Annotated in this window: 25 protein-coding genes and 1 riboswitch; of the genes, 14 read left to right on the top strand and 11 right to left on the bottom strand. The window is 59.5% G+C overall.

Annotation, left to right across the window (positions count from 1 at the left end):
- The first annotated feature begins 13 nt into the window (after positions 1–13).
- A riboswitch (cobalamin riboswitch) is annotated at positions 14–236 on the top strand.
- A 135-nt stretch (positions 237–371) separates the two neighbouring features.
- The 8 genes from J3362_RS13880 (at position 372) to J3362_RS13915 (ending at position 7,233) form a co-directional block, all read left to right on the top strand.
- Positions 372–2,210 carry a TonB-dependent receptor plug domain-containing protein gene (locus J3362_RS13880; protein ID WP_349520430.1) on the top strand — a complete coding sequence of 613 codons (1,839 nt, stop codon included), beginning with the start codon at positions 372–374 and terminating at the stop codon, positions 2,208–2,210.
- A 30-nt stretch (positions 2,211–2,240) separates the two neighbouring features.
- On the top strand, positions 2,241–3,125 hold the full coding sequence (locus J3362_RS13885; protein ID WP_349520432.1) for a cobalamin-binding protein: 885 nt from the start codon (positions 2,241–2,243) through the stop codon (positions 3,123–3,125).
- Positions 3,112–4,086 (top strand): FecCD family ABC transporter permease, encoded by a 975-nt coding sequence (locus J3362_RS13890; protein ID WP_349520433.1) that lies wholly within the window; start codon positions 3,112–3,114, stop codon positions 4,084–4,086. The genes J3362_RS13885 and J3362_RS13890 overlap by 14 nt, the downstream gene beginning before the upstream one ends.
- Positions 4,086–4,850 carry an ABC transporter ATP-binding protein gene (locus tag J3362_RS13895; RefSeq protein WP_349520435.1) on the top strand — a complete coding sequence of 255 codons (765 nt, stop codon included), beginning with the start codon at positions 4,086–4,088 and terminating at the stop codon, positions 4,848–4,850. The genes J3362_RS13890 and J3362_RS13895 overlap by 1 nt, the downstream gene beginning before the upstream one ends.
- A gap of 392 nt (positions 4,851–5,242) precedes the next feature.
- Positions 5,243–5,485: a type II toxin-antitoxin system Phd/YefM family antitoxin gene (locus J3362_RS13900; protein ID WP_334119788.1), complete on the top strand. Its 243-nt coding sequence runs from the start codon at positions 5,243–5,245 to the stop codon at positions 5,483–5,485.
- Complete coding sequence (locus J3362_RS13905) at positions 5,482–5,745, top strand: Txe/YoeB family addiction module toxin (RefSeq protein ID WP_349520437.1); 264 nt, start codon at positions 5,482–5,484, stop codon at positions 5,743–5,745. Before J3362_RS13900 ends, J3362_RS13905 begins: the two co-directional genes overlap by 4 nt.
- A 213-nt stretch (positions 5,746–5,958) precedes the next feature.
- Positions 5,959–6,309, top strand: a complete 351-nt coding sequence (locus J3362_RS13910) for a RidA family protein (protein WP_349520439.1) — start codon at positions 5,959–5,961, stop codon at positions 6,307–6,309.
- Positions 6,310–6,384: 75 nt separating this feature from the next.
- The gene (locus J3362_RS13915) at positions 6,385–7,233 is read left to right on the top strand and encodes a sulfurtransferase (protein WP_349520441.1); all 849 of its coding nucleotides are present in this window, start codon (positions 6,385–6,387) and stop codon (positions 7,231–7,233) included.
- A 37-nt stretch (positions 7,234–7,270) separates the two neighbouring features.
- On the opposite strand, the gene J3362_RS13920 is transcribed toward J3362_RS13915, so the two are convergent.
- Positions 7,271–7,795: a cytochrome b gene (locus J3362_RS13920; RefSeq protein WP_349520443.1), complete on the bottom strand. Its 525-nt coding sequence runs from the start codon at positions 7,793–7,795 to the stop codon at positions 7,271–7,273.
- Between the two features lie 66 nt (positions 7,796–7,861).
- Complete coding sequence (locus J3362_RS13925) at positions 7,862–8,206, bottom strand: hypothetical protein (RefSeq protein WP_349520444.1); 345 nt, start codon at positions 8,204–8,206, stop codon at positions 7,862–7,864.
- 218 nt (positions 8,207–8,424) lie between these two features.
- Here J3362_RS13925 and J3362_RS13930 point away from each other — a divergent pair, with 218 nt between their 5' ends.
- Together J3362_RS13930 and J3362_RS13935 are read left to right on the top strand one after the other, a co-directional pair.
- Positions 8,425–9,150: a response regulator gene (locus J3362_RS13930; protein ID WP_349520446.1), complete on the top strand. Its 726-nt coding sequence runs from the start codon at positions 8,425–8,427 to the stop codon at positions 9,148–9,150.
- Positions 9,147–10,565 (top strand): sensor histidine kinase, encoded by a 1,419-nt coding sequence (locus tag J3362_RS13935; protein ID WP_349520447.1) that lies wholly within the window; start codon positions 9,147–9,149, stop codon positions 10,563–10,565. Before J3362_RS13930 ends, J3362_RS13935 begins: the two co-directional genes overlap by 4 nt.
- Before the next feature lie 6 nt (positions 10,566–10,571).
- On the opposite strand, the gene J3362_RS13940 is transcribed toward J3362_RS13935, so the two are convergent.
- From J3362_RS13940 to J3362_RS13980, 9 genes are all read right to left on the bottom strand, one after another.
- The gene (locus J3362_RS13940; RefSeq protein WP_349520449.1) at positions 10,572–10,802 is read right to left on the bottom strand and encodes a hypothetical protein; all 231 of its coding nucleotides are present in this window, start codon (positions 10,800–10,802) and stop codon (positions 10,572–10,574) included.
- 30 nt (positions 10,803–10,832) lie between these two features.
- Positions 10,833–12,581: an ArnT family glycosyltransferase gene (locus J3362_RS13945; protein ID WP_349520450.1), complete on the bottom strand. Its 1,749-nt coding sequence runs from the start codon at positions 12,579–12,581 to the stop codon at positions 10,833–10,835.
- 9 nt (positions 12,582–12,590) lie between these two features.
- A complete protein-coding gene (locus J3362_RS13950) occupies positions 12,591–13,259 on the bottom strand; it encodes a TVP38/TMEM64 family protein (protein ID WP_349520452.1) in 669 nt (222 codons plus the stop codon).
- A gap of 1 nt (position 13,260) precedes the next feature.
- Entirely contained in the window at positions 13,261–14,028 is a 768-nt protein-coding gene (locus J3362_RS13955; RefSeq protein WP_349520453.1) for a glycosyltransferase family 2 protein, read from the bottom strand.
- A gap of 93 nt (positions 14,029–14,121) precedes the next feature.
- On the bottom strand, positions 14,122–15,534 hold the full coding sequence (locus J3362_RS13960) for an ATP-binding protein (RefSeq protein ID WP_062783236.1): 1,413 nt from the start codon (positions 15,532–15,534) through the stop codon (positions 14,122–14,124).
- The gene (locus J3362_RS13965) at positions 15,531–16,214 is read right to left on the bottom strand and encodes a response regulator transcription factor (protein ID WP_349520455.1); all 684 of its coding nucleotides are present in this window, start codon (positions 16,212–16,214) and stop codon (positions 15,531–15,533) included. Before J3362_RS13965 ends, J3362_RS13960 begins: the two co-directional genes overlap by 4 nt.
- A gap of 22 nt (positions 16,215–16,236) precedes the next feature.
- Positions 16,237–17,784, bottom strand: coding sequence for an ArnT family glycosyltransferase (locus J3362_RS13970; protein WP_349520457.1), 1,548 nt, complete (start codon positions 17,782–17,784; stop codon positions 16,237–16,239).
- Positions 17,768–18,775: a glycosyltransferase family 2 protein gene (locus J3362_RS13975; protein WP_349520459.1), complete on the bottom strand. Its 1,008-nt coding sequence runs from the start codon at positions 18,773–18,775 to the stop codon at positions 17,768–17,770. Before J3362_RS13975 ends, J3362_RS13970 begins: the two co-directional genes overlap by 17 nt.
- Positions 18,747–19,160 carry a GtrA family protein gene (locus J3362_RS13980; RefSeq protein WP_349520460.1) on the bottom strand — a complete coding sequence of 138 codons (414 nt, stop codon included), beginning with the start codon at positions 19,158–19,160 and terminating at the stop codon, positions 18,747–18,749. Before J3362_RS13980 ends, J3362_RS13975 begins: the two co-directional genes overlap by 29 nt.
- A 219-nt stretch (positions 19,161–19,379) precedes the next feature.
- Between J3362_RS13980 and J3362_RS13985 the strand changes: the two genes are divergently transcribed.
- Genes J3362_RS13985 through J3362_RS14000 form a run of 4 tightly spaced genes read left to right on the top strand, consistent with a single transcriptional unit; the run spans position 19,380 to position 23,646 of the window.
- On the top strand, positions 19,380–20,090 hold the full coding sequence (locus J3362_RS13985; RefSeq protein ID WP_349520462.1) for a thermostable hemolysin: 711 nt from the start codon (positions 19,380–19,382) through the stop codon (positions 20,088–20,090).
- Positions 20,074–22,260: an AMP-binding protein gene (locus tag J3362_RS13990; RefSeq protein ID WP_349520463.1), complete on the top strand. Its 2,187-nt coding sequence runs from the start codon at positions 20,074–20,076 to the stop codon at positions 22,258–22,260. Before J3362_RS13985 ends, J3362_RS13990 begins: the two co-directional genes overlap by 17 nt.
- Positions 22,247–23,029, top strand: coding sequence for an SDR family oxidoreductase (locus J3362_RS13995; protein ID WP_008177113.1), 783 nt, complete (start codon positions 22,247–22,249; stop codon positions 23,027–23,029). Before J3362_RS13990 ends, J3362_RS13995 begins: the two co-directional genes overlap by 14 nt.
- A complete protein-coding gene (locus tag J3362_RS14000; RefSeq protein ID WP_349520464.1) occupies positions 23,026–23,646 on the top strand; it encodes a tetratricopeptide repeat protein in 621 nt (206 codons plus the stop codon). The genes J3362_RS13995 and J3362_RS14000 overlap by 4 nt, the downstream gene beginning before the upstream one ends.
- Positions 23,647–23,668 lie beyond the last annotated feature (22 nt).

The raw sequence follows: 23,668 nt of genomic DNA on the forward strand, positions 1-23,668 counted from the left end.
GGGTGTTGCTAGCCTTGCCTCACTTTTTTCAGGTGTCCGTCGCAAAGCGCGATGGGTGAAACGGGAAATCGGTGAGCCTGGTAATGCCAGTGCAAAGCCGATGCTGCCCCCGCAACGGTAAGCAGGACAACGGCAATCTGTGCGCCACTGTGTCGCCACGACATGGGAAGGTGATTGCCCGGGAACCGAGGGTTCCGCCTGCCAGCCCGGAGACCGGCCTGGAAAAACACCCGATGTTGCGGTGGGCAACCTGGGTGGGTGATATGCCGGTTACGCTCTCCTGACACCTGTCTACCGCCTGCCCTCATTCGCTGTTCCGCAACAAAACCCAGATTCCCGTGCGGGTGCGCGCGGAGTGCGGAGCAAGTTTCATGTTCAGAATTCAAAGCCCTGTTTTACTGGCCGGCGCTGCCATGGCCGCCCTGCCTCTGGCCGTTTCGGCCCAGTCTGCCCCAGAATCCGATGCCCTGGATCCAATCGTGGTTACCGCGACGCTCGGGCCGAAGACCGTTGGAGAGAGTTTGTCTTCGGTTACCGTCATCGAGAAAGAGGATATTGATCGGCAACAGCCGTCGGAATTCCGCGACCTGTTGCGCGCGCAGCCGGGGATCAATGTGGTGTCGGACGGCAGTTACGGCAAGACCACCAGCGTATTCCTGCGTGGGGCGGGGAGCTCAGGTACAGTGCTGCTTCTCGATGGTATCCGACTGCGCTCTGCCTCTGCGGGCATCCCACCCTGGCAGTTTTTGCCTCCGGAATTGATGGAACGGGTTGAACTGGTGCGGGGCGCGAAGAGCTCCCTCTACGGTGCCGATGCGGTGGGTGGTGTCATCCAGGCGTTCACTCTGGAACCTGAAGCCGGACGCCAGGGTTGGGGTGAGCTAAAAGGAGGCTCCCATGAAACCCGCGAGGTTACCGCTGGATTGGCTGGCCGGGAGGGCCGTTCCTCGTTCCTGGCCAGTGGCGTCTATTCGGACACCGATGGCACCAATCTGAGGGATGGCGGTGAAGACAAGGGCTTTCGGAACACCGGCGGCCTGGCGAAGCTGAGCCACAGTTTTGATCAGGGCGGCGGCGCAGGGCTGACCGTGTTCCAGTCTGAGGGTAATACCGAGTTTGAAGGCGGTGATACCGATTTCTTGATCCGTGCCATGGGCCTGCATCTGGAGGCTGTTGCCAGTGACTACTGGCGCACACGGATCCAGTTCTCGGAAGCTCGCGACGAACAGGATACCTTCGGAGCCAATCCAAGTACTTTCGACACACTGTCTCGCTCGGCGCGCTGGGAAAACACCCTGACGGCCGGTGTTCATGAGCTGGTTCTGGGTACGGAGGTCATGATTGACGAAGTGGATGGCACCAGCAATTTCACGGAAGACAGCAGGACCAACAGTGCGGTCTTTGGCCAGGGTCGTCTGAACTTTGATGCTACCGATCTGACGCTCAGTCTGCGTGTTGATGACAACGAGGCCTACGGGAAAGAGGAGACTGGCGGCGTGGCCTTTGGTCACCAGCTGGACCGTGCCCATCGTTTTCGCCTCAGCTATGCGACCTCGTTCCGCGCGCCAACCTTTAATGATCTTTACCTGACGGTGCCGTTCTACACCGGTAATCCGGACCTCGACGCAGAAGAGGGGCAGATGGTCGAGGCCGGTTTCTCCGGCCGATATGACCAATGGTACTGGGATGTTGCTCTCTATCAGAACGATGTGAAGGACCTGATTACCTATGTTTCTGACCCGGCGACGTTTGAGGGCACCATGGAAAATGTCGAAACGGCCAGAATCCGTGGCGTTGAGGTTTCGTCCGGTATTGAGACTGCTGACTGGAGTCTGGCGGCAGCGGTAACCTACGCGGATACCGAGAACCGCGATACCGGCGCACGTTTACCACGCCGTGCGGAAAAGAATGTGCGTTTGGATGTTGATCGTCTGTTCTCGCAGTGGTCAGTGGGCGCCAGCTTTATCGCCGAGAGTGACCGCTATAACGATGCAGCGAATACCAGCCTGCTGCCAGGCTATGGCACTGTGGACTTGAGGGCGGCCTGGAACTTCCAGCCTGGCTGGTCGGCATCGTTCAAGGTGGATAACGTATTGGACCGTCGCTATGCCACAAGCATCGGATATGACAGTGCCACCTTCGCGCCTTTCGACTATCTGGCCGCAGGCCGAACCTTCATGGCCTCGGTGCGCTATGATTTCCAGCAGTAAATTCACCGATCTGAGAGGCTCACTCCGTCGATGAGGCGCCCCTGGCTCGCTGCATTGTTTGTGCTGTCTCTGCTTGTGCCCTCGCTGGCACAGGCGGAGAGGCGCTGTGTAAGCGACGCGCTGGACCAGCGTGTATGCCTGGCCGAGCCCGCGCAACGCGTTGTTTCCCTGTCGCCGGGTGCCACCGAGCTGCTGTTCTCCGCAGGGGCCGGTGACAGGGTGGTTGCTGTGAGTGCCTGGAGCGATTATCCCGCAGAAGCTGCGGACTTGCCGCAGGTGGGCGACAGCAATCGCCTGGACCTGGAGGCTATTGTCTCGCTGACGCCGGACCTGGTGGTGGCCTGGGTGGATGGCAATTCCCGCAGCCAGCTGGAACGGCTGTCCGGCCTTGGCATTCCCGTTTTCTGGCTTGCTCCGCGGACGTTTGACGACATTGCCGCGGCGGTATCGGATCTGGCGTTGCTGACGGGATTACCGGATCTGGGCAATGAGCGGGCTGAAGCGTTTCGCGCAGAAATGGCCGCGCTGAAAGCTCAGTATGCCGATGCCAGACCGGTTAAGGTGTTCTACCAGATATGGGACCAGCCACTGATGACCGTGAACCGGGAAGAGCTGATCAGCAAGGCCATAGCCCTGTGCGGCGGAGTGAATGTGTTTGGCGGGCTGCCACGGCTGGTGCCCAGGATCAGCCGGGAAGCGGTGCTCGAAGCCAACCCCGAAGCCATTATTACTGCCGGATCGTCCGGTGACAGACAGTGGCTGGAGACCTGGCGACAGTTTCCGGGCCTGGCAGCGGTAGCCGCTGGCAACCTCTTCCTCGAGCCGCCGGACCTGCTGGCCAGACCGACCCTTCGCATGGCAGACGGCGCCAGACACCTGTGCCAGACTCTGGAGCAGGCCCGTGCCAATCTCTAGCCCTTACAAGCCCCTCCTTATTCTACTGCTGGCGGGCTTTCTGGCGGCACTGCTCTCCGTCAGCATCGGCAGCACGGCCATCGGTTTTGGCGACACTCTGCGGGTGATAACCGGCAGTGGCACCGAGCTGCAGCAAACGCTGATTCTGGAATTGCGCCTGCCCCGCACCCTGAGCGCGTTCGCAACCGGCGGCTTGCTGGCCGTGGCCGGGGCACTGATGCAGGTATTGTTGCGCAATCCCCTGGCCGATCCTTATGTGTTGGGGCTTTCTGGTGGCGCGGCCGTGGGCGCGTTACTGGCCATGCTGGCCGGTGTTGGCGGTTTCCTCGTATCCGGTTCCGCGTTTGCCGGCGCGATGCTGGCGACTCTGCTGGTGTTTGGCCTCGCCCATGGCAGTGGCAGCTGGACGCCGTCGCGGCTGTTGCTCACCGGTGTGGTGGTCGCCGCCGGCTGGGGCGCCATCATTACCCTGATCCTCTCGATGACCCCGGCCAGCCGATTGCCGGGTATGTTGTACTGGCTGATGGGCGATCTTTCCCATGCAGCCACTCCGTGGCCGGGGCTGATCATTCTTGTGCTCGTATGCCTCATGGTGTTTCCCCTTGGCCGGGCCCTGAATGTACTGGCACGTGGTTCCCTGCAGGCGGCGTCTCTGGGCGTCTCGGTGCGCCCCCTTGAGTGGTCGATCTACCTGATGGCCAGCCTGCTGACCGCAACCGCCGTCACCATGGCTGGTTCGGTTGGCTTTGTTGGTCTGGTTGTGCCGCACATGTTGCGGCTGGTGCTGGGGAACGACCAGCGACTGATTCTTCCGGCCTGCGCACTGGCCGGCGGAACGCTGCTGGTGCTGGCGGACACGCTGGCACGAGTAGTGATTGCGCCGGAACAGCTGCCGGTCGGGGTTATCACCGCACTGATTGGTGTCCCAACCTTCCTGTACCTGCTGTATCGGAGCCGATGATGACACGCCTGACGACCGAAGCGCTGATCATCGACATCCCGGGGCGTGCCTCCGGCGTACCCCTGAATCTGACCATTGAACCGGGACAGGTCTGGGGCGTGCTGGGGCCCAATGGCGTGGGTAAAACCACCTTGCTGCATACCCTGGCGGGATTGAGGGAGCCCAGAAGTGGACAACTGCGACTTGATGGCACGCCGCTGCATGACATCCGCCGCAAAATCGTCTCGCAACGGATGGGCCTGGTGTTTCAGGACCGGCAGGATGGATTCCCGGCAACCGTGTTGGAAACCGCCCTGATCGGTCGCCACCCCTGGTTGTCACCCTGGCAGATGGAGAGTGGCGAGGATCTGGCGATTGCAGAACGGGCTCTCGAAGCGTTGGACGTCATCCACCTGAAAGATCGTCTTGTGAACACCCTCTCCGGCGGCGAACGCCAGCGGGTAGCCATTGCCACCCTGATGACCCAAAGCCCGGAAATCTGGCTGCTGGACGAGCCGACCAATCACCTGGATTTACAGCACCAGACCGCCGTCATGAAACTGCTGCGCCAACAGGCGGCGGCGGACCGTGCAATCTTCATGTGCCTCCACGACCTGAACCTGGCCGCCCGATGGTGCGACCAGATCCTCCTTCTGTACCCCGACGGCCAGGCCTGCTGGGGCCCCGCCCGCGACATGCTGGTGACTTCTGCCCTCGAAAGCCTGTTTGGCCAGCGTTTGCTATCTGCCGAACTGGATGGTTTTCCGGTGTTTGTGCCGGGCTAACCACGCAGCAGACTCGGCGGCACCTATGGCAACGCCTTCTAGTTTTGTATGCCTCTGTTGCCTCGGTGGATTTCAGGACTGTGACAACTGGAAAAATCGGCCACGGAGACTCATATACAAATGTTAGGTTTGAAATCTGTGATTCGACATATGTTGAGTAATTTATTTGCGGTTGGAATATGCCTAATTTTACTGGCATTTTTCAGACAGCTGTTATTTGGTAATAAAGGTATTGGTGCAAGATTCGATAGTGACCTGGCGTCAATGTTTAAAGGGGCTGGGAGCCGTAAGGGTGAGCGCGCGTGCTGTTGGCGTTATGCAATACGTTCGCCTTGACGTACGTACTGAAAGGCGTACAGTTGATTGAAAGTTAAACACGCAAGAGGTGCGTCATGACCGGAATCACAGCAACTGAGGCGCGCAGCAACCTTTATCGGTTGATTGACGAGACTGCCGAGTCCCACCAACCAATCGTCATTATGGGTAAGCGGAATAAAGCTGTCCTGGTTTCCGAGGAAGACTGGTCCGCAATTCAGGAAACACTTTACCTGCTCTCCGTACCCGGTATGCGGGAGTCTATTCGTGAGGGGATGGATGCCCCCGTGGATGAATGCGATGAGGAGCTGGACTGGTGACATGGAAGTTGGTTTACACCAAGCAAGCCCAGAAAGATGCAAAAAAGTTGGCCTCCAGCGGCCTCAAACCAAGAGCCCAGGAACTTTTAGCGCTGATAGCGGAAGACCCGTACCGTAAGCCGCCTCCGTTTGAGAAGCTCATTGGTGATCTTGCGGGAGCCTATTCACGCCGCATCAATATTCAGCATCGTCTGGTCTACCAAGTGCTTGAGGACGAGCAAGTGGTGAAAGTTCTCAGGCTCTGGAGCCACTACGAATAATGCATAACCAGCCGCTGTTGCCGGGCAATTTTTCCACCGCCTCGCGGCTCCAAAATTGCCGTAAAGCTCCGCGTTAAAGCTGCAAAGCCGAATCGCATGTTTTAATCGTGAGGATGAGCAGCAGGTTCTCGTTCTCTATGTTATGCCAGAGGAGCGGCAGCTTCGTGCGTACATGATTGGGAACAGCTAACTTTCACCTAAAAGGCCCTCAAAATGACCATTGAACGTATTTCCACCAACAGCCGAATGAGCAAGATCGTAAAACACAACGGCACCGCTTACCTTTGCGGTCAGGTTGCCAAAGACCGTAACGCCGATATTCATACCCAGGTAACCGGGATGCTGGAGAAAGTGGACGAGCTGCTCGAGACTGCCGGCTCCAGCCGCGACAGAATCCTGTCGGCAACCATTTACCTGGCAGACATGGCCGATTTCAAGGCCCTGAACGAGGTGTGGGACAACTGGGTGCCTGAAGGTGCGGCGCCGGCCCGGGCCTGCGTGCAGGCTCAGATGGCGTCGCCGGAGTTGCTGGTGGAAATCTCGGTGATTGCCGCAACGTCCTGACGGCAGCCGGGAAGGTCTGGCGATTTGTCGGTCTGAGAAGTCGGCGTTTTTCTCTGATAGAAACAGGAGCACACCATGGCGTCCCCACTCGTAACCACCGACTGGTTGCAGGAAAACCTCGATAACGAACGGTTGGTTCTGATCGACGCGAGTATGGCCACGGTTATTGGCAAGGAGCCGATCGTTTATGAACACCCGGTGTGGATACCGGGGAGCTTCCAGATTGATCTGGAAGGAACGCTCTGCAATACGGAATCGTCCCAGCTCCATGCGTTTCCCACCGAGGAGCAGTTCACGCAGGAAGTTCGCAGGCTGGGCATAACGCCTGAGAGCCTGGTGGTGCTTTACGACAACCAGGGAATCTATTCGGCTCCCCGAGCCTGGTGGATTCTGCGGTCGATGGGCCTCGAACAGGTTTTTGTTCTGGATGGCGGCCTGCCGCAGTGGTTGGCGGAGGGGAGAAAAACGGTTTCGGCTCCGGTTCAGGGTGCGGCTTCCGCCGGGAACATGTTGGGCCGTCTGGACGGTGAACGGGTTCTGGATTCCGCCTTCGTTCTACAGCATCTGGACGATGAGCAAGTTTCGGTGATTGATGCGAGATCCCGGGCGCGGTTCCTGGCTCAGGCCCCGGAACCCCGCCCGGGTGTGCGCGGCGGCCATATTCCGAACTCACTCAATCTTCCATTTACTGAGGTGCTGGATGGTTACCGGTTCAAGCCCGTCAGTGAGCTGAAAGCAACGTTCAGGCAGCTTGGTATGGGCCTTCAGCCCGGAGACGGGCATCAACTGGTGTTTTCCTGCGGTTCCGGTATCACCGCCTGCATCATTCTGCTGGCGGCGGAGCTGGCCGGGTATGACCAGCTCTCTCTTTACGATGGTTCCTGGGCGGACTGGGGCAGCGACGATTCGCTGCCGGTGGCTTAGGCCCACTAACCGTCTCAACGCCAGTGTTCGCGGGCCATCAGGCCATGCGCTTCATGATCCGGTCTCCCAGCAGGTACTGGTGTGCCAGGGCGGCAGCCACGTGTATGCCGATCATGAGCCACAGCACGTTGGCCAGCACTTCATGAACCTCTTCCCCGCTGTCTTCCAGCCACTCGATTTCCGGGCCGTAGCCAAAGACTGTCCAGCCGAAAAAGGTAACAGGATCGCCTTCACCGAGGGAGGATGCGAGCCCTGACAGCGGCATCAGGATCATCAAGGCATAGAGCGCAATGTGCCCGAGCTTGGCCATGGTCGCCCATTGAGCGGGCGGCGCCATGCGCGACCGGTTCAGCCATCGCCAGAGGCCACGAAAGATCACCAGTCCAAAAATAGTGAGTCCAAGGGTCTGGTGCCAGGCCATCAAAGAGCCCTCGGATACGCTGTGCTCCAGAGCCTCGAACCATACTTCACTGGCGAGCATAACCAGCAGCAGGGCCGCCATGATCCAGTGCACGGCCCGGGAAACGGAACCATAGCGATTGTCAGCATCCATCAATGTCATCTTGATTCTCCTTGATCAAATGGTGGCGGAGGCACCCTGCGGTGCCCCTGCGCTGGCTGCCGGTTATCAGTCCCTGCGTCCGCCGCGAACCGGTGCGCCGTACTGGTTGAACTCCTGCTCACGGATCAGATTCTGTTCGGCGTCCCGCAGCTGCACCTGGTAGGTGCCATCCGCGGTTTCGTTAACGGACACCTTCACGCCCGGGCCAAAGCGCCTTAATGCCTGGCCATAGGCCATAATGCGCATTTCGTCGGTGCTGTACTGCTTGAGGCTGGCACTCATGTGCTTGCCATCACGGCGCTGCTCATAGCGGTCTTCTTCCCAGGAGTCTTCATCGGCGGATACCAGCAGGGGCGCCGTGCTGAGCAGGGCAGCGGCAGAGATGGCGGCAATGGTAGTGGTTTTCTTCATGGTTGAACTCCTTGGTCGGTTAAGCCTTTGTGGGAATGTCCTCGTTTGTCAGGATCTATTGCATCAAGGAAACGTCGCAGAATTGTCTCGGTGACCCACCGACTTTGTCGCAACTTGTCGCAAGGCCGGGAATTGCGACGGTTTTTGACAAGATCGCGCCCAAGCGGGAAGTCGACTCCCCTATAATCAGGGCAGACGGTAATTTAACGGAGTAACGAGTGAGCGACTCTCCCACCATCCTGGTGGTCGATGACCACCGAGACATTCGCGATCTGGTCGGCCGCTATCTGCAGGAGCATGGCCTGCGGGTGCTGCTGGCGGATGGCGGCGATGCCATGAAGCGACAGTTGCGACAGCACTCCGTTGACCTGGTTGTGCTGGACATCATGATGCCCGGGGACGATGGGCTCACGCTCTGTCGTTACCTTCGTGAGCACACCGAGTTGCCGGTGATTCTGCTCACAGCCATGAGCGAGGAAACCGATCGCATCGTCGGCCTTGAAATGGGCGCCGATGACTACCTCACCAAACCCTTTAACCCCCGGGAGTTGTTGGCCCGGATAAAAGCAGTTCTGCGCCGGACCACAGCGCTGCCACCCCAGCGCAGCCCCATGGCCGGGCAATCCCTGACGTTTGATGGTTGGACGCTGGATGTCGACCGCCATCAACTCATTGATCCGGAAGGGGTCGAGGTGTCGTTGAGTACCGCCGAGTACAAGCTGCTGCTCGCTTTTCTGGAGCACGCCGGCCGGGTGTTGTCCCGTGATCAGCTGATGGATCTTACCCTCGGCAGAGAGGCAGATGCCTTCGATCGCAGCATTGATAATCATGTCAGCCGCCTGCGCCGCAAGATCGACCCGGATGCCCGCAGCCCCAGGCTGATCAAGACGATCTGGGGCGGTGGCTACCAGTGGATTGCTGCGGTCGAAGGGGCCGATCAATGAAGCTGTGGCCCCGGCGCGCCGGTGGGCAGCTGGCGCTGTTATTGATTCTGGTGCTACTGGTGGCCCAGGTTATCACCATCGTTATTCTGGCCGGAGAGCGTCAGGGTGCGTTGCGTACTGCCAGTCTGGAACACGTCCTCGAACGGGTATCTGATGGTTACACCCTGGTCGACACCACTGACCCGGAACGGCAAGAGCGTATCCTGCGCGCGCTGTCCAGCCCGAGCCTGCGGCTTTCCATTGATCCAGCGCCCTATCTCACTGAGGATCAGGCCTCCGGCATGAGTCACCGGCTGGCCGAGGAACTGGGTCTGCCTTTGGAGAGGGTTCGAACGGCCATGGAGGCTGATGAAGACGACTGCCTGCCGGATCGTGATGACCATCGGGACCATGAGCGGCACGACGATGAGGATGATGAGCAGCACGAGTTTGAAGAACACCGTGATGATGACGACCATCACGATGAACGGCACGAATGCCCGCCGGTGCTGGGTGTTTCCCTGGCTTTGTCTTCCGGCCAATGGTTCAACGCCCGGGCCCGGCCACCGGCGCCCTCCTGGTTGTGGTTAAAGGCGACGCTCACCAGTGTCGGAATTACCGCTGTGCTGCTCACGCTGACTTTGTTGCTGGCGGTCCGTCGAATCCTGCGGCCAATGAACGAGTTGAGCCGGGCAGCCCACGCGTTCGGGCGGGGTGAGAAAATCAGGATTCCCGAAAAGGGCCCGGAGGATGTCAGGGAGGTTACCCGCGCCTTCAACCAGATGCAGGACCAGGTTGGCCGCACCCAGGAAGACCGGGCAAGGCTGCTGGCGGCCCTTGCTCATGATCTGAGAACGCCCATCACCTCCATGCGGCTGCGGGTAGAAATGCTGCCGGAAGGCGAGGACAGGGATCGCCTTCTTGATTCCCTCAGGGAAATGCAGCATCTGGCCGAAGCCACCCTGGATTTCATCCGGGGCACCACCACCGAGCAGCACCGCCGTTATGATCTGGCCACCCTGCTGGACAGCCTCTGTGGTGATCTTCAGGAGATGGGGCTGGCAGTGCACTGTGAAGACAGTCCGAGATGCGTGCTCCAGGGTCAGCCCGAAGCCGTCAAACGTGCCCTGCGTAATCTGATTGAGAATGCGGTGAATTATGGCGAGCAGGCAGAAGTAACACTGGCAACAACAGACACAGAAGCGGTTGTTACGATTGTTGATCAGGGGCCGGGTATTCCACAAGCCGAACGGGAACGGGTTTTTGAACCCTTCTATCGGTTGGAACACTCACGCAGCCGCGAAACCGGTGGCGTAGGCCTGGGCCTCGCCATCGCCCGCACGCTGATTCGGGGAATGGGCGGCGATATCCGGCTGAGTTCAGGTCCGGGAGGTCAGGGCCTGAAGGTTTCGGTGGCCCTGCCCAAAACAAGGTAGGGCCTGTCAGAACAGCACTTCGGCACGGGCAAATCCCAGGGCGTCGAGTGCCTCGACGGTCGCATCCAGGTCTGCGTAGCTGCAGACATGATCGTCGTCAGAGATCAGGAAAAAGGTCTTTCCTTCAATATCCTTAAAAAGTATGACCCATTCGTGCGCATTCGAGGGGGATCGTATGATTTTCACGGAATCAATACGGTTTTCTTCCCGACGGGCTTTAATTTCATGCTCTTTCATCGTTTATTCTTCTCTTCATGCATCGCCAGCTCAATCTTGCCAACTGCCGGGCTCAGGCGTGGTAAACCGTTTGACCTTGTCTGGTGGTGCGCAGCTGGGGTTCATTTGTTCATCAGTCAATAATAGGTAGCTGTCACGGTGGGCCGTGCCCACGGGAATGGCACCTTCCTTGGTGAAGCATGGCAGCTCAATCTGATCGGCGACGAGGAGATAGCTGTCCTCGGTTTCGCTCATCCACAGCCAGGCATTCCGGTTTTCCTGTTCCCGACCGGTAAAGAAGCTGAAATGGGTAAAGTCGCGTTTGGAAAACAGCAGGAACTGTTCCCGGAAGTCGATCATGCCGAGCTGCCCGCCGGGCGGGATATGCTGTTCTGCAGCGGCCAGCACGTTGCGAGGAGTTCGAAGCGGCTCAAGAATTCGATAGCCCCAGGTGCCCAGCAGCAGCCAGGTGATCATCATGGCCAGGAACAGACGCCCCAGCGCACGGGAGCGCCAGAACCCGAACAGGGTGATCAGCCAGGCCAGTCCTATGACGAAGACGAACGTCCCCGCCTCGTGCAGTTTGGCCGGGTCGGTGCTGTAGTCGGCCACTTTTTCAACCAACCTGGGGTGGTCGTTCCAGGCCAGGACGCCAACCGCCATCAACGCGATACCGAGCAGGAACTGCACACCTGTCAGGAGCGGCGGAAACCAGCCAGCCGGCTTCTGGCTGCTGAGCAGCGGTGCGAGAATCAGCGCCAGCATGGGCAATGCTGGCAACAGGTAAACACCGCGCTTGCCGGGGCTGAGGCTGAAAAACACGATGACCAGGGCAATCCAGCCAAGAAGTACAGGAATAATCGGCCGGTACCTCGCGGTTTCAGACAGGGGTCGAATCAAGGCCAGCAGCAACAGCGGAAGAGGAAACCAGAGCGAGGGGATCACGCTGGTGAGGTAATAGTACCAGGGCTGGATATGGCCCCATGAGTCGGCATAGCGCTCGCCGGTCTGCTTGAACAGGATATTGTTCCGATAGGCCAGGGCCTCTTCGGTGCCGAGATTGTTAACGTAAAGCACCATGGGAATCAGCCATGCGGCAACCACTGCTAACATGGCCAGCGGGCCCAGTGCGCAGCGCCAGGTGAGCGTGCCACGGAACAGTGCGCGATCGCGAAGCTTCATGACCACGATCGGAAGGAGCATCAGCGCCGGCAGGAAGCCAACCCCTTTGGTGATGATCCCGAGCCCCATAAACGCCCAGCCAACGAAGTACCAGCCCCAGGCGGGCCCGGTGAAAAAGTGTCGGATCAGGCCGTAGCAGGCAACCGCAATCCAGCAGGCGACCATGGCGTCGATCTGGGCTTTCTGGGCCTGGATCACGAACTGGGGCGCAAGCATCAGCAACATTACTGCGATGGCACCGGTCCGCTGGTTCCACAGGCGGGTGCCCAGATCAAAGACCAGTCCCAGTGTCAGCAGGCTACACAGCGCATTCGGCAGCAGGAATGCAATCTTCAGGTTGCCGGTCAGCCAGTAAAAGAAGGCAATGCTCCACATGAACACCGGTGGCTTGTCCGGGTAGAACTCACCACCCCGCATGGGGATCAGCCATTGCCCGGAGGCGACCATTTCGCGGGCCACTTCCGCGAACCGCGGTTCGTCGGCAGGCCAGGGGGAACGTAGTCCGATCCCGGTAAAGATCACGACTGCGGCAAAGGCCAGCAATAGCAGCAGGAGTTGATTGCGGGACAGGTTAAACACGGTGTCCGGCAGGTGGCGGACGAAGGGTGATGCAGGCATGGTTCGGTCTCAGAGAGAGTCGGAAACGGAATCGGCCAGCGTCCTGGCCCTCTGGTTGTGATAGAGAAAAGCACCAATCAGCGAGGCGAGAATGAAAAAGCCGATGCTCACGGCAAGCTGATAGGCATTGGCATTGCCGATACCGGCACCGGCCAGGGCAAACACCAGCATCTGGGGCAGATAGCCCAGGGTGCTGCCGAACAGAAACGGTGAGAAACGGATCCCGGAGCAGCCTGCGACAAGGTTGGTCACCAGGTTACTGCCCACCGGCAGCAAACGCACCATGAGAACCTTCAGCAACGTTTGCTCCCGGAACAGGCGATCGAACTGCTGCATGCGATGGCTGAACCGTCGGCTCAACGGCGTTCGCAGCAGCCAGCGGGCCGTCAGGAAGCAGCCGGTGGCCCCAATGGCGGCGGCCAGGGTCGACAGCAGCGTCCCGTTTAGCCCGCCCAGGGCAAAACCCAGCACGAAGGCGAGTAACTGGCGTGGAGCGCCGAGGCCGGTGAACAACGCACCGGCAAGGGTAATCATCACCAATCCGCCGACACCATGACTGTGGAGATAGTTCGCCACTTCATTCTGGTTGGCAATAAAGTCGAGCCAGCCGTTATGGATGGTCAGATAGCCAACCAGCACAAGGGCGGCGAAGGCCAGCCAGCGGGAACCGTTGATCATGTCAGGAGCGCTCCGCCACCGACGCCTGCGGATCGGCCTGATCAGCACTGCTGATAACAGGAACCCGGGTACGGTGCAGCAACCAGAGCACACCGAGAAGGTCCAGGATGCCGGCCCAGGTCCGGTTCCAGGCGTTGTATTTGGAAATCCCGGCGGTGCGTGGGCGGTGGTTTACCTCCACGATGGCAATGTCACCGCCGATTCCTCGTACCAGCGCCGGGATGAAGCGGTGTCCGTGGTCGAACCAGGGTAGTTTTAGGAAGGTTTCCCGGGGAAACAGCTTCAGGCCGCAACCGGTGTCGGGCACGCCATCATGAAGCAACGCATCCCGCACACGATTCGCCAGGCGTGACTGGAAGCGCTTCCAGGCCGTGTCCTTGCGATTCTTGCGAAAACCGGCAATACAGAAATCCGGGTTCCGCATGGTGTTGGCTTTCTGCAGCATCGCGGGAATGTCGGACGGATCGTTCTGGCCATCGCCATCCATGGTAACGATCAGCCTGCTCCTGGCCTGGCGGATACCCGATGCCAGGGCACCGCTCTGGCCGATGCTGCGCTCGTGGCGAATGGTCGACAAACGGCCACCCAGGGCCCGGGCTGTCCGCACTGCCGTGTCCAGCGTGCTGTCGGTGCTGCCATCATCCACCAGCACCACCTCAAAGCCGTGATAGTCACGCATTACCCCGTAGGCCTCGGTCAGCAGGGTAGCGATGTTGGCTTCTTCATCCTTGGCCGGGATAACCAGCGACAGAGTTCTTTCCTGACCCATGTAAAGACATCCTCGAAAACGGAATATCAACCGGGCCGTCTGACGGCCCTGTTCAATTGGGCCGGAGTATCCTCCTCAAACCTTAAAACAACCTTAAACCTTCTTGAGACGAGAGGTGGCACGGGCCGGGAGCCAGATGCTGACGCACAGGCCCGAGTTGCCATCCGGCCGGTCGCCCAGGGTGAGCTGGCCACCATGAAGTTCCGCGATGCGCCTGGCGATGGCCAGCCCGAGACCCGCGCCACCTCCGAGTCGCTGGTCCAGCCGGACAAAACGGCTCAAAGCCCGCTCACGTGCTTCGGCGGGGATGCCGGGGCCCTGGTCGCACACGGTTATGTGGTATCCCTCGCCGGAAGGTGTGAGGTGCGTTTCGATGCTTGTATGTTCGGGGCTGTACTGGATGGCGTTCGCCAGCAGGGAGCGCATGAGGGTGTTGATCAAGGCACTGTGGCATGAGACCAGGGCCTGACCGGCATCGTCCTGCAGCACGGGGTCGATGTCCTTTTTCAGGGCCAGCGGTGCCACATCGGCAATACTCTGTTCCACGATGGCAGACAGGTTGTGGTATTCCGGGGTGAAATCGGCACCGGAGTCGACGCGGTTGAGCAGCAGCATCTGCTCAACCAGATGAACCATGCGGTCCACGGACTGGATCAGATCGCCGTATTGCTCCGGGTCGTTCTCGTAGACTTTTTCCAGATTCAGGCGCAGGGCCGTCAGTGGTGTCCTCAGCTCGTGGGCAGCATCGGCAGAAAACCGCCTTTCCCGTTCCAAGGCCTGGTTGAGGCGTCTGAGCAGGCCGTTCACCGCCTGCACCAGACCGGCGACTTCCTTGGGCGCCTGTCGGTCGTCCAGGGGGTGGATATTTTCCGGGGCCATGTTGCGTACGGGCTTCTCGAGCTTTCTCAATGGCTGGAAGCCCACCTGGATCGAAACCAGAACTGCCAGAGCCAGCACGGGCAGCACGATCAGGAAAGGCAGTACGTTGCCGAGAGCGATTTCCTGGCTGAGTTCGTCCCGGACATCTTCACGCTGGGCCGTGCGGATCCAGAAACCGGTCGCCGGATCTTCAAGGGTGAAGGTTCGCCATTGATATCCCGCCACTTCCTGCCAGCCGAAGCCACGCTCCAGACCCTGCGAATCGTTGGCACGCAGGGTATCCAGAATCGGCTCCCGGTCCGGCGACCAGACCTCAAAGGCCAGCTTCCGTTCGTATTTGTGGCCCGCGCCGCCGGGCAGGATTTCATTCTCCTCCTCGTCTCCCTGATATACGCCGTCTGGCAGTTGTAGCGTCTTTTCCAGGGTATGACTGATCTGTTCCATCGATTGTGTGGAAGAGAGATGCTCAACCAGGCCCTGGACAATGCGGGTGCTCTGGGCCAGCTCCGCATCGAAAAGCTCTTCCAGTTGATGGTCGCTGACGTAGAAGCCCCAGCCGGCAGCAATCAGGGTGATGAAGAACACCGTGCTGGTGATCAGAAGGATCAGTTTTCGGGTCAGGCTCATTCGGGAGAAACCTCCCCAGCGGCCTTGCTGTCCAGCATGTAGCCAACGCCACGGACGGTGCGGATGGTCTGTTTGCCAACGCGCCGGCGCAAATGATGGACATGCACCTCAAGGGCATTGCTCTCTGCGCCTTGCTCCCAGCCATACAGCTGCTCTTCCAGCCGACGGCGGGTCGCCACCTGGTCGGGGTGGCGCATCAGATAGTACAGAATCTGGAATTCGCTGCGCGGAAGGGACGCCGTTTCGGTCCCCAGCTTGAGCTGGCCTGAGTCTGGATCCAGAGTCAGCCTGCCCACCTGCAGACCGCCCGTCCGGACACCGGCTCCGCGTCGCGTAACGGCCCGAATTCGGGCTTTCAGTTCCGCCATGGCGAAGGGCTTGGTCAGGTAGTCGTCAGCACCCGCATTGAGGCCTTGAAGTTTCTCGTCCAGATCGCCGCGCGCGGTGAGGATGATTACCGGTGTCTCTATACCCTGGCTGCGTACCTTTTTCACGATATCCAGCCCGTCCACACGGGGCAGCGTCAGATCCAGGATGGCCAGATCGAAGCTGTCGTTCAGGAGTGCATTGAGCGCCTGCTGGCCGTCGTCCAGCCAGTCAACGGTATTCTGCTCGTCGCGCAACATACCCAGCATGGTGTTGGCCAGCAGATGATCGTCTTCAATCAGCAATATTCGCATACAGCAGGAATCCGGTTGGTTTTCAGCTAAGCGGGTGATCGTTGGATGCATTGTAATCGATACCGCCGGTTTTGCTTTTTTCCTGGAAGCTGTTCGCGGTATTTCCCGAGGATGGCTCCAACAGGAAAAGCCGGTAGCGACGGTTTTCCTCAATCGGTCTGGTGAGGTCTTCAAGGCGCCTGATCATTACGGTGTTGCCCTTCTCTACAGCCAGAGCCATGGGTTCCTGCAGGTTGCCCGATTCAATGCGATCGATAACGTCTTCCTGGGCAATAGCATGAGCATCGCCACGGCTGTAGAAGCGTGCCGAGAACGGGGCCTTGCCCAGGTAAAACAGATTGTCTGCGCTCATGCCGGGGATTTGTTCGACTTGCGCGACGAGGTCCCGCTCGGTTTTCAGTTGCTCCGGGTGCAGGGTAAGCCAGCCTGCGGCGGCGATCCCCATCATGGGGATTGTCAGCACCGCGGCCAGGCTGGAGGCCGGCATCCGACCGGAAAGTTCCTTCTGCCAGAGGCTGGATGCCAGCACGGCAAGAAACGGCAAGCCGGGAAGCACGTAGGTCCAGAGAATGTTGCCGGAGAGGGTGAAAAAGATGGCAGGGCTCAGTGCGGACGCCAGAACCAGCCCGCTCACGCCTTTCTCAACCGGTTGCCAGTGCTGTTGTGCAGGTTGGTGGCGCCAGTGGCTTACCCCAAAGGCCACAATGGCGATCAGGCCCCAGGGGAAACTCGCGGCCACCAGGTACAGCCAGATGGTGCCCCGGGTAAACTCGTGTGCGTTGCCATACAGATCGCCCTGCCAGCTACTGACCAGGAATCGTTTGATGTGCTCTCCCACGATGAAGTAATCGAGAAATCCGGGTGTCTTGAGCTCGGCAAGGACATACCAGGGGGCTGCAATTGCTAACATCAAAAGTGAACCGCGTAACCAGGGCAGTTGCTGCCACAGGACCAGCCAGCGTCCGGTTATCGCAACCCAGAGAAAAACCGGCAGCCCGGTCAGAACCAGAATCAGCGGACCCTTGGCGAGCAGGCCGATGGCAAGGCCGATAAAGAAGAGCCAGCCCCACACCATGGGGCCGCCCTGAAGACGAACCACAAGACTGGTCAGCACCAGCGTTGAGCCGAGGGCAAGGAACGAATCGGTCATCACCGTGCCCGCCGTCAGGAAGCCCAGGGCCGTGGTGGCGTAAATCAGGGCGGCCCAGAGGCCGGCCGACGTTGCCGCTTCGCTGTCGCGTTCGGGATGCAGGTAACGACGCAGGGTGAAGACCAGATAGACGATAATGACATTGGCCAGCCAAGAGGGCAGTCTGCCCGCGAATTCAGAAACACCCAGCAATTTGAATGACAGTGCCTGAGCCCAGAACGACAGAGGTGGCTTGCCCCAGAACGGCACTCCGTAGTCGAACCATGGGGTTATCCAGTCTCCGGTGTAGGCCATTATGCGGGCAATTTCGGCATAGCGCGGTTCGGTAGTGTCTGCCAGCGGCAGTATCGCCGCCAGTCCGAGCCGTGCGGCAAGCACTGCAAACAGGAGCCAGAACAGGGTGTTAATGTTTCTGGTCATTTCCGGCTACTCGCAGTTGGGTGAGAACCGGCTGGGCAATGTCGTCGCTGTCTTCCGCAACAATAAACACCGGGCGCTGTTTGGTCTCCATGTAGATCCGACCGACGTACTCCCCCAACAGGCCAACGCATAGCAGTTGAACCCCTGAAAGGAACGTGATCATGGCAATCATGGAGGCGTAACCCGGTGTTGATACGCCGAAAACCAGTGCCCGGATAACTTCCCAGGTGCCGAAAAGGCCTCCGGCGCCGGCCGCAAAGAGGCCGAGGATCAGGGCAATCCGCAGGGGGCGCGTGGAGAACGAGGTAATCCCTTCCATCGCCAGGTGCATGAGTTTCAGATAGTTCCACTTGGTTTTGCCTGCCAGGCGTGGATCGCGGTCAAATTCGAGAGTGACTGTTGGCATGCCAACCCACGCGAACATGCCTTTCAGGTAGCGGTTGCGCTCGGGTAACCGGTTGAGGGCCTCCACGGTGCGCCGGCTCATCAGTCGGAAGTCGCCAGTATCCACCGGTATCGATGCGTCACTTATGTGGTTGATCAGACGATAGAAAATGCTCGCAGTGGTGCGTTTCAGCCAGCTTTCACCGGCCCTGGATCGCCGCTTCATCAGCACGACGTCTGCCCCCTGCTGCCATGCCTGAACCATCCTCGGGATCAACTCCGGGGGGTCCTGGAGATCGGCGTCCATCAATACCACGGCATCGCCACGGGCACTCTCGAGGCCCGCGGTAACGGCCGCTTCCTTGCCAAAGTTCCGGGAGAGCTGAACGACCCGGATTCCGGAGAAACGGTCCCTGGCCCGCAGCAGCTGTGCAACAGAGTCGTCCCGGCTGCCATCGTCCACGAACAGCAGCTCAACCTGGCCCGGCAGTTGGCGGCAGACCAGCCCTAGCCGTTTCAACAGTGTCGGAATCACATCGGCTTCGTTGTGAACCGGGATAATGATGCTCAGCATCGGATTACTGAACGTTGATTGTCTGTTCTTCATGGAAAACAAACCTCTGTGCAAAGAGATAGTTGGCAAAGGCAACCAGGCCGGTCGTGATTATTTGCGAGGGGGCGACGCTGAGACCCGCAACCAGGAGTAGCGAAAAGCCCGTGAGATTGAGGGCCCAGCCCAATGCAGCCCCGGTGAGATATCGAGGGAAGGCGATTTTGTGGGGCAGGTTGGAACAAAAAGCATAGCGATGCTGGCCAACATAATTTGCCAACAATCCAGCCGTGGCACCGGTGGCGGTTGCGAGAACGGCGTTCAGTCCCCAACCGATCAAGACCAGCATGGTCAGCCAATGCAGCAGGGTGGCGACACCACCGGCCAGCAGGAATCTTGGCAATCTGCCCCAGCCGGTTGACCGCAAAAACGGGAATCTCATACAGCCTCACTTCAGAACCCGGGCGTTATCGGAAGAATCCGAATGATGGCCGGCACGTTACCGGGCCATTCTTAAGCAAGCCTTAACCGCGCCCTCTGAAAAACCTTAAGCCGGCCTTAAGGTTTCTCCCCGCCGTCCTTAAGCCTGTTTTAAGGCTTTGCTCCCAATCTGGGAGTCGTGATCAAAGCGCCCACGGGGAGCGAAAACTGGAGAGCCCATATGACAGACCCGCTGATGATGTCCACATGTTGTCCCCCGGACTCCGGGGAGGTGGTTCCGGTCATCCGTTGTGCCGGTCGCTGGTTTAACGAGATCCGTCCCGAGACGGCAATGGCCGGGACGGTCGCGGATTTTATCCGTCGGCGCTTCCTGCATGCCTATGGCGCCGAACCCTCTCTGCGCATACCGGCATTGCTTGCCCTGACTACGGCTCAGGGCAGTCTTCTTGCCGCGGTCGGTGTTCGTAACGCCGCGCTGGAAAAACTGTTCCTGGAGGATTATCTGTCGGTGCCGGTGGAATCGGTGATGCCGGTTGCGGGTGTCGAGCGACATCGGATCGCGGAAATTGCCCATCTGGCAGGCGTTGAAGCCGGCGTCAGCCGTTTCCTGTTTGCCTCGTTGTCGGTGTGGCTGGATGGGGCCGGCTATGACTGGGTGGTGTGCACCGGCACGGATCAGCTGCGCAACAGTTTTCACCGCCTGGGCATTGCCACTCAGGTCCTGGCGGATGCCGATCCCGCCAGGTTGCCCGATGGCGGTGCCGGTTGGGGGCGTTATTACGACCATCATCCGGTGGTGATGGCCATCCGTGTCGCCGATGGCATGTCGGCACTGCGGACCGCCGGTTTGCTCAGGTTGATTCAGCCCGTTGAGACCGAAGCCGCCGGGGAAAACGCGATGGTAGGAGGTTCCTATGGTCACATTGCCTGAACTTCTGCAACGCCAGGCGGCCAACCACTCCTCACAAACGGCGCTCCAGGGGCCGGAATCGGCCTTTACTTACGCTCAGATGATGCAGGCGGCCGAGGCTCTGGCCGACCAGTTGACCCGCCTTGGTGTGCGACGGGCCGGCTTGTGTGGCGACAACTCCGTGGCGTGGATTCTTGCGGATCTGGCCTGTTTGATTGCCGGCGTGGTGTGTGTACCCGTGCCGGTGTTTTTTTCACGGACCCAGACGGAACACCTGACTGAACGGGCTGGCCTTGATTGCCTGTTGTCAGGGGGCGCAAGCGATGGCGGTGAGCACCTTGGCCATGGTGTCTGGCTAAGGCATCTGCCGGTTACGGCTGCAGGCGCCTGGATGCCGGAGCAGACCGCGAAGATAACCTTTACGTCCGGCAGCACAGGCAACCCAAAGGGCGTCTGTCTGTCGGTGGCCCAGATGACGGCCACCACGCTGGCGTTGCAGGAGCGTCTTGAGGGCGTCGATCTTGAGCGGCATCTGTGCATTTTGCCATTGGCCACACTGCTGGAGAACATTGCCGGGGTTTATCTGCCATTGCTTTTGGGCAGTACGGTGATGGTCGCACCACTGCAGGATCTGGGCATGACCGGAAGCAGTGGACTGGACATCGGCCGGCTGGTGCAGGGCATCAACAAACACCAGCCGCAGTCCCTGATTCTGGTGCCGGAACTGGCTTTGGCGCTGGTGTCTGCGGCCGAACAGCAACATCTGGACAGTGATTCTTTCCGGTTTCTGGCGGTTGGTGGCGGACGGGTTTCGTCTGACCTGCTTGCCAGAGGTCGCGCGGCCTGCCTGCCGCTCTATGAGGGCTATGGGCTTTCCGAATGCAGTTCAGTGGTGGCATTGAACGTGCCCGGAACCGAACGCGAAGGTGCGGTGGGTAAACCGCTCTCCCATGTTCGGGTACGGGTGGATGACCGCGGACACATTCTGGTGGCCGGGAACACCCACCTGGGTTACCTGGGCGATGAACCGGCAGGGGATGAGTGGCTGGATACCGGTGACCTGGGTTCTCGGGATTCCGAGGGATTCCTGTCGGTCAGTGGTCGCGCGAAGAACCTTCTGATCACCAGCTTCGGCCGCAACATCAGCCCGGAATGGCTGGAGAGTGAACTCGTCCAGGCGATCGGTGCGCGCCAGGCGGTGGTGTTTGGTGATGGCGACCCCCGCCCTTCTGCCCTAGTGGTGGTGCAGGATGGCCGCTCACCCGATGCGTTGCGCTCCCAGCTGGACGCTCTGAACAACAATTTGCCGGACTACGCTCGTTTGTCCGGTGTCTATATCCGCCGTCAGCCATTGAGCCAGGCTGAGGGCTATCTGACCGCAAATGGACGGCCTGTTCGCCAACAGATTCAGGCGGATCTGCCAACGCTGCTGGCCGGCGCATTTCCGATTTTCATGAACCTTTCGATATCCAATTCTGAACTTTCAAACCCGCCAGGAGGATCTTTCATGGCATTTTTCGATCGACTGCAGTCCGAAACTGCACAAGCCCGCGCCCACGTAACCGGTGCGCCTGTTATTGAGGCCATCCGCGAGGGCCGGTTTGACCTGAATGGCTATACCTGGTTTCTCACCCAGGCGTATCACCACGTGAAACACACCGTGCCCCTGATGATGGCCTGCGGTGGCCGTTTGCCAGAGCGTCTGGAATTTGTACGCAAGGCGCTGGTGGAATACATCGAGGAAGAGTATGGCCACCATGAGTGGATCCTCAACGATCTGGCGGCCTGCGGAGAGGACAAGGAGGCCATCCGTCATGGCAGCCCGGATACCTCTATCGAGTTGATGGTCGCCTACCTTTATGACCGCATTAACCGCGGTAACCCGGCCGCCTTTTTCGGCATGGTTCAGGTGCTTGAGGGAACGTCGATCGAGTTGGCGACGCCGCTCGGTGAAGCCATCCAGAAACAACTTGGCCTGCCTAAAGAAGCGTTCAGCTACCTCTACTCCCATGGTGCTCTGGACCAGGAGCATTTCGAGTTCTTCCGGAACCTGATGAACGAAATCACCGATCCGGATGATCAGCAGGCCATTATCGAGTCGGCCCGTATGGTCTACCGGCTTTACGGCGACATGCTGCACAGCATTCCCGTGCCCGAGAATCGCAAGGAGCGGCGCCATGAGGCTGCATGATCGGGTGTTCCTGCTTCTGGGTGGCACCGGCGGTATAGGAAAGGCGCTCGTGGAGCCGTTGGTCAGGGCAGGTGCTCGCGTGATTATCGCTTCCCGGCACCCTGAAAAGCTTGAGCATCGGGAAGGTGTCTCGCTTGTGCATCTGGATCTCGCGGCGCCGGACCTCGACCAGCAACTGGTTCGCCTGGGCGATGCCTATCCGGATATTGATGGCGTTATCCACTGTGCCGGCCAGAACTGCTTTGCCAGCCTGGGCAATATGACAGTCAATGAACTGGACGCCCAGATTGCCGTCAATCTCCGGTCAGCGATGATTGTCGCCAGGCATTTTGCACCAAGATTTGAAAAAGCCGAGCAGGGAGCGCTGGTGTTCGTGGGGTCCACCTTTGGCAGCATCGGTTTCCCAGGTTACACCGCATACTGCGCCAGCAAGTTTGGCCTGCGCGGTTTCAGCGAAGCTCTGCGCAGGGAACTGGCCGATACCCCGGTTCAGGTGATCTATGTGGCCCCCCGCGCCACTGCCACGGACATGAATCCGGAGGCCGTGAACGAGCTGAACCGGGCACTCGGCAACGCGATGGACGCACCTGAAGCGGTGGCGGCGCAGATTCTGGCGGCCATGGAAAATGACGATCGCCGGCGTTTTCTGGGCTGGCCCGAGAAGTTGTTCGTGGTCATCAACGGCATTCTGCCCAAAATTGTCGATAAGGCGATGCTGAAGCAATTGCCGGTGATCCGGCGGTTTCTGAATCCGGGAGTGTTGTCATGAAACGTGTTTTGTTGATGGTCTTGTGTCTGGCTGCCCAGCCACTATGGGCGGCTGCGTTGGAGACCGAGTTGGCTGACATCCAGCATCGCTGGGCCGAGATCCAGTACCAGGTGCCGGAGGGCGAAAAAGAGAAAGCCTTCGAGGGCCTGGCGGGCGAGGCGGAAAAGTTTGTTGCCCATTATCCGGACCGGGCAGAGCCGCTGATCTGGCAGGGTATTGTGTTGAGCACCTACGCCGGTGCCAAAGGTGGTCTGGGTGCCCTGGGCCTGGTCAAGGAAGCCCGGAAATCACTGGAAGCGGCTCTGGCGATCGATCCCGATGCGCTGGATGGCTCGGCTTACACATCCCTTGGCAGCCTCTATTACCAGGTCCCTGGCTGGCCACTTGGCTTCGGTGATGACGACAAGGCCCGTCAGTATTTGCAGAAAGCATTGGCGATCAATCCTGATGGCATGGATGCCAATTTCTTCTTTGGCGATTTTCTGCTGGACCAGGGCGAGCCGGAACGGGCCCGGAGTTATCTGCAGAAAGTCCTCGAAGCACCCGACAGGGCAGGCCGCGACGTCGCTGATGCCGGTCGGCGGGAAGAAGCCAGGAGTCGCCTTAAAGCCCTCTGACACTTCGATGCCCTCGTTCCTG

The sequence above is a fragment of the Marinobacter sp. NFXS11 genome, assembly GCF_040148675.1.
Lineage (GTDB): Bacteria > Pseudomonadota > Gammaproteobacteria > Pseudomonadales > Oleiphilaceae > Marinobacter.